Here is a 5,754-nt window from a genome sequence, read left to right on the forward strand (position 1 = left end):
GGCGGCTGCCTCGCCGAGCTGTGGGGCCGTAGCGGCGGCCTCACCCCCGCGCCGCTCGAACCCGGGGACGTCGTGATCCTCGAGGTCGAGGGAATCGGCGCCTTGCACGGAACGGTCGGGGTCGCGATCGAGCCCGCCGCAATCCCGCCCGCACGCACGCGACCCCGCGCCCGCTCGCGGGCCTGACGGCGCCCGCCGGCACGCGCTTCACGGTATTCCAGGAATTCCTCGAATAGCGCGGAGCTCGTGCCTGTGCCGACGCCGCTCAGGCCACGCCCTCAGCCTCGAGCGCATCGACGAGCAGGCCGACAAGGGCCTCCAGCTGCACGTCGGTCGACGGCGATTCGTCATCCACCGCCGCCCCGTCCAGCGCGCGGGCCGCGAGCCCGGACTTGCTGTCGATCAGCTGCGCGATCTTGGCGTCGATGGTCTGGGCGGCGATGATCCGCCACGCGGTGACGGGTTCGGCCTGGCCGATGCGGTGGATCCGGTCGATCGCCTGGGTCTGCTCCGCGTCGGTCCAGGACAGCTCCGCGAGCACCAGGTTCGAGGCGACCTGGAGATTGAGCCCCACGCCGGCGGCCAGCAGGGAGCACACCACGATCGACACGTCGGGGTCCTCGGTGAACGCGGAGATGCTCGCCTGGCGCGCCTTCGCCGTCTGATCACCGCGGATCGACACGGTGCGCAGGCCGCGATCGGCGAAGATCTGCTCCGCCTGATCCATGACGTCGACGTGCTTGGCGAAGAACACCACCTTGCCCACGTTGCGGGCCAACTGGGCCGTGTAGTCGGCGGCCAGCCCGGCCTTCGCCTGACCGATCCTCCGGACCATGGTGAACACGTTGTCCCCGGTCTTCTTCGAGCTCGCGTCCTTGAGCTCGGTCGCCGCGATGCGACGCGCGAGCTCGAGGTCGATGTCCGCGGTCGGGTCGTGATCGGGGCGCGCCTGCACCGCACGCCGGTAGCTCTCGACCATCCTGGCGGCGAGCGCCGCCTCGGCGGCGCGGATGGAGCGGCCCACCGGGCCGTCGAGTTCGACCGGGAGGTCCGCAACCCTGCGAGCGGGGATGTCGGCAGCGACGTCCGCCTTGCGCCGCCGCACGATGCCCATGTCGACCACGGAGGCGCGCGCGGCGGCGTAGAAGCCTCGGTCCGTGGGAATCAGGCCGGTCTCCTCCAGGGAGGTCATCAGCGCGCCCACCGGCTTCTCGTCGTCGATCCAGCCCAGGAACTGCCAGATCGCCCGGAAGTCCTCGATGTCGTTGATCAGCGGGGTGCCGGTCAGCGCCATCAGCAGCGGCCGGGCCGTGCGCTGCCGAATCCGATCGCACAGCGCGAGCGCATGCCGCGAGCGCTGGGACGCCTTGTTCTTGATGAAGTGCGCCTCGTCGAGGATCATGCCTCGGAACCCGAGGTCGCCGAACCAGCCGACGTGCCGGTCGAGGATGTCGTAGTTGACGATCACCACGTCCGCGAACGCGTCGACCTGATCGCCGTCGCCGTGGACCACCGTGGCGCGCCGATGCGGGGTCCACAGATCGACCTCGTGTGCCCAGTTGGTCTTCACCACGTTGGGCACCACCACGAGCAGCGGATAGGCGTCCGCGGCCTGGGCGGCGAGCAGCGCCTGGGCCGTCTTGCCCAGGCCGGGCTCATCGGCCAGCAAGAAGGTGCGATGGCCGCGAGCGGCGGCGGCGACCACCTGCGACTGGTGCGGCATCAGCGCGCGACCGGCGGGGACGCGTATGGCGGTGGCGGACGCCGAGTCGGGCTCGGGAAGGCTCATGCAGGCGCGCGCGCCCGCCGCATCCTGCTCGAAGGATCTGAACAGCGGGTCGAGCAGCTCCCATCCCGCGAGCCGGCGGGTGCGAGCCGGCTGCCGCTCATCCGCGGCGCCGAAGGAGGGAGCGAGGAACGGGTTGGCCAGCCTGTGCGAGATGGCCGACTGCGGCACCACCCTCTTGTCATCACCGGGCGGCGGCACGGGAGCGGCGGGCTCCTCGGGCTCGTCCGGCGCCTCGCGTCCGGCGGCGCGCAGCACCGTTGCCTTGTACGCACGTGCCGCGTCGGAGACCTTGGCGTCCTCGGCGAGCAGAGCGAGCAGCGAGGTGTCGCGGGCCGCGATCTTGGCGAGCATGGTCGCCACCCCGTCGAGCCGCCGGAGCGCCTCGTCCCGCCGGGAGGCCGCCATCGCGGCATCGGCCTTGACCCGTGCCCGCTCCTCACGGACCAGGAGCGCGACCACCTGGAACTTGGTGCGCGTGGTCCCGCGTGTGGGTGGCCGCTGCACGCCGCGCTCGACCTCATTGGCGATCCCGGCGAGCACCGCCATCAGGTCCTGCTTGACGGGGCGCGCCGGACTCCTCCGTCGGGTGCCCGCGTTGCCGCGTGCGCCACCGCGCCGCTGCCCTGTTCCTGACAACTCGTCTCCTTCTGTTCCCGCGCCGTGCAACCGGCACGCTACCCCTCGCCGTGACGCACATTCCGTCACCCTCAGCGCGGATGAGCTGGCCGATACGCCGGGTTCTGTCTGGTGCGCGCGTTGCCGCAACGCACCTGGCGGCCATCCATCTACGACGCACGTTGCCGTACGCCTCTAGCGACCTACCCGGATGCTCGGGCGAGCAGCCCTCGAACGCATCCTGTCTGGCCTTGCTCCGAGTGGGGTTTACCTGGACCGACGCTGTCACCAGCGACGCGGTGAGCTCTTACCTCACCTTTTCACCCTTACCCCCGTTGCCGGAGGCGGTAGTTTTCTGTGGCACTGTCCCGCGGGTCACCCCGGGTGGCCGTTAGCCACCACCCTGCTCTGCGGAGCCCGGACGTTCCTCGGGATCCCGAAGGATCACGCGACCGCCTGGCCAGCTCATCCGCACCTCCAGCGTACCGGGAACGGCAGATTGCACGATGCGCAGGCTCGATTCTGGTCGAGTCCGGCGGGCCGCGGGAATAAGGGGCGTGCCAGCTACGCTCTTTTGTTGATGCTTCAACAATCGGCGTCCTGAGCGAGGAGTACCCACCATGACCACCCGCGCGTCCGACGTCCTGTTCGGCATCGAGACCTTCGGAGATCTGCCGTTGCACGATTCGGGTGAGCCGATGAGCCATGCCGCGGCGCTGCGCCAGGTGGTCGAGGAGGCCGCGCTCGCTGACACGGTGGGCATCGACGCGGTCGCGCTAGGCGAGCACCACCGCTCGGACTTCGCCATCTCCTCCCCCGAGATGGTGCTCGCAGCGATCGCCCAGCGCACCGATCACGTGACCCTGGGCTCCGCCGTCACGGTGCTGTCCTCCGATGATCCCGTGCGGGTGTTCCAGCGCTTCGCGACGCTCGACGCGGTGTCCAACGGCCGCGCCGAGGTGATCCTCGGGCGCGGCTCCTTCACGGAGTCCTTCCCGCTGTTCGGCTACGACCTCGCCGATTACGAGGTTCTCTTCGAGGAGAAGCTCGAGCTGTTCGCGCAGCTCCTCACCGAGAGGCCCGTGACCTGGTCGGGCACCACTCGATCGTCCCTGCAGGACGCCGACGTCTACCCCAAGACGGACTCCGGCTCGCTCACCACATGGGTCGGGGTCGGCGGCTCACCCGAGTCCGTGATCCGCACCGCGCGCCACGGCTTCCGCCTCATGCTCGCGATCATCGGCGGCGACCCGGTCAGGTTCGCCCCGTACATCGACCTGTACCGCCGCGCCACCGAGAAGTTCGAGACCAGTGCGCACCCCGTGGGCATCCACAGCCACGGCTTCATCGCGGCGACCGACCAGGAGGCCCGCGACTCGTACTACCCGGGCTACAAGACGATGCGCGACCGCATTGGCGCCGAGCGTGGCTGGCCGCCCATGACGCGGGCGCAATTCGACGCCGAGGTCGCCCACGGCTCGCTGTACGTCGGGTCGCCCGAGTCGGTCGCGGCCAAGATGGCCGTGACGATCGACACCCTCGGGGCAGGGCGCTTCGACCTCGTGTACACCGGCGGAGGCGCCATGCCCGCATCGTCCCGGATGCGGGCCGTCGAACTGTTCGGCACCCAGGTCATCCCCCGCGTGCGCGAACGGCTCGCGGGCGGGACCGCGTCGTGACCCGGCTGCGCACGGTCGGCATCCTTGGCGCGGGCAAACTCGGCACGGTGCTCGCCCGCCGCGCGGTCGCTGCGGGCCATGACGTGATCGTCGCGGGGTCCGGAGACCCCGACCGCATCGAGCTCACTGTCGAGGTGCTGGCGCCAGGCGCGCGCGTCGCCACCGCCGAGCACCTGGCGGCACAGGCCGACGTGGTGATCCTTGCGCTGCCGCTCGGCAAGCACCGTTCGGTGGCGGCAGCCGCGCTCGCCGGTGCGCTCGTGGTCGATGCCATGAACTACTGGTGGGAGGTCGACGGCGTACGGGACGATCTCACGGATCCGCGCACCACGTCCTCGGAAACAGTCGCCGGCCACCTCGCTGGCGCGCGAGTGGTCAAGGCCTTCAACCACATGGGCTACCACGACCTCGACGAGGGCGCGCTTGCCCCAGGCACCCCCGGCCGGCGCGCCATCGCTCTCGCCGGGGACGACGATGCGGCGGTCGCCGCCGTGGCACGGCTCATCGACGGTTTCGGGTTCGATCCAGTGCCCATCGGCGGCCTTCCGGAAGGCCGCCACCTGCAGCCCGGCACGCCCGCCTTCGGAGCGAACGTGAGCGCGGAGGAACTCGTCGACCTCGTCGAATCCTCACGTCTCACCCCCGATCGCGCGCGGCTGACGTAGGCCCGCCTCGGGATCCCGAAGGATCACCCGGCCGCCTCGCCACCTCATCAGCGCCTCCCGTCGAGCGCGGGGCAACGGCGCTATTGGCGGCCTGGCACCGTGAGGGTCGACGCCGGGTACAGCACCTTCACCAGGGCCACCGCGATCGCGCCGCCCACCAGCTGCATCAGCAGGAACATGGGCACGGATCCGGGCGAGATGCCCGCGAAGGTATCGGAGAACATGCGCGCGAACGTGACGGCCGGGTTGGCGAAGCTGGTGCTCGAGGTGAACCAGTACGCGGCGGCAATGTAGGCGCCCACCGCGAACGCGACGGTGCGCGCGCGATCCGCCCGCACGGAACCGAAGATGATGAGCACGAGTCCGAGCGTCGCGACCACCTCCGCGACCCATTGCCCCGTTCCCCCGCGCTCCGCGGTCGAGATCGATACCGCCGAGAGGTCGAACATGACGTTGGCCGTCACGGCACCCACCACGCCGCCGGCGATCTGGCCCGCGATGAGCAGCAGCGCGTCGCGGGTGCCCACCAGACCCAGCGCGCGCTCGACCAGCGTCACCACCGGGTTGAACGCCGCGGACACGGGCTGCAGCGCGAGGATCAGCGCCACGAGGACGGCGCCGGTCGCGATCGAGTTCTGGAGCAGCTGCAGGCCAACATCGTCGGGCGACAGGCGGGTGGCCATCACTCCGGAGCCGATGACGGCGGCCACCAGGAAGGCGGTTCCCACGAATTCGGCGGCCACCTTGCGACCGATCTCGGGCAATCGTGGGCGCGCGCTCTCCCGGGGTGTCGACACGCGACGATCCTAGCGGCGGCCCGCGCCCCCTCCGCCAGCACCTACCCTGGTCCCCGTGCTGCTCCTGCTGCCGCCCTCCGAGGGCAAGACCGCTCCCCCGGCGGGCGACCCGGTGGACCTGGCCTCGCTGTCCCACCCGGGCCTCGCGCCGCACCGACGCCGCGTGGGGGACGCGCTCGCCCGGTCAAGCGGCCAGCGCAACGCCATGC

At 70.9% G+C, this 5,754-nt stretch carries 4 protein-coding genes, 1 other RNA gene and 1 pseudogene; 3 read left to right on the forward strand and 3 right to left on the reverse strand.

Translation table 11 applies throughout. From position 1 onward, the window contains the following. Positions 1-186: pseudogene (locus Q0L54_RS10020) on the forward strand (hydroxylase); the annotation flags it as partial. A 79-nt stretch (positions 187-265) separates the two neighbouring features. Here Q0L54_RS10020 and Q0L54_RS10025 read toward each other — a convergent pair. Then, on the reverse strand, positions 266-2,335 hold the full coding sequence (locus Q0L54_RS10025; protein ID WP_296667756.1) for a DEAD/DEAH box helicase: 2,070 nt from the start codon (positions 2,333-2,335) through the stop codon (positions 266-268). 167 nt (positions 2,336-2,502) lie between these two features. Further along, an RNA gene (gene rnpB, locus Q0L54_RS10030) (RNase P RNA component class A) lies at positions 2,503-2,872 on the reverse strand. A gap of 152 nt (positions 2,873-3,024) precedes the next feature. Here rnpB and Q0L54_RS10035 point away from each other — a divergent pair. Continuing rightward, the gene (locus tag Q0L54_RS10035) at positions 3,025-4,083 is read left to right on the forward strand and encodes an LLM class flavin-dependent oxidoreductase (RefSeq protein WP_296667758.1); all 1,059 of its coding nucleotides are present in this window, start codon (positions 3,025-3,027) and stop codon (positions 4,081-4,083) included. After that, the gene (locus Q0L54_RS10040) at positions 4,080-4,748 is read left to right on the forward strand and encodes an NAD(P)-binding domain-containing protein (RefSeq protein ID WP_296667760.1); all 669 of its coding nucleotides are present in this window, start codon (positions 4,080-4,082) and stop codon (positions 4,746-4,748) included. Before Q0L54_RS10035 ends, Q0L54_RS10040 begins: the two co-directional genes overlap by 4 nt. Before the next feature lie 80 nt (positions 4,749-4,828). On the opposite strand, the gene Q0L54_RS10045 is transcribed toward Q0L54_RS10040, so the two are convergent. Further along, on the reverse strand, positions 4,829-5,545 hold the full coding sequence (locus Q0L54_RS10045; protein ID WP_296667762.1) for an MIP/aquaporin family protein: 717 nt from the start codon (positions 5,543-5,545) through the stop codon (positions 4,829-4,831). Positions 5,546-5,754 lie beyond the last annotated feature (209 nt).

Source organism: Demequina sp. (assembly GCF_024642165.1).
GTDB lineage: Bacteria > Actinomycetota > Actinomycetes > Actinomycetales > Demequinaceae > Demequina.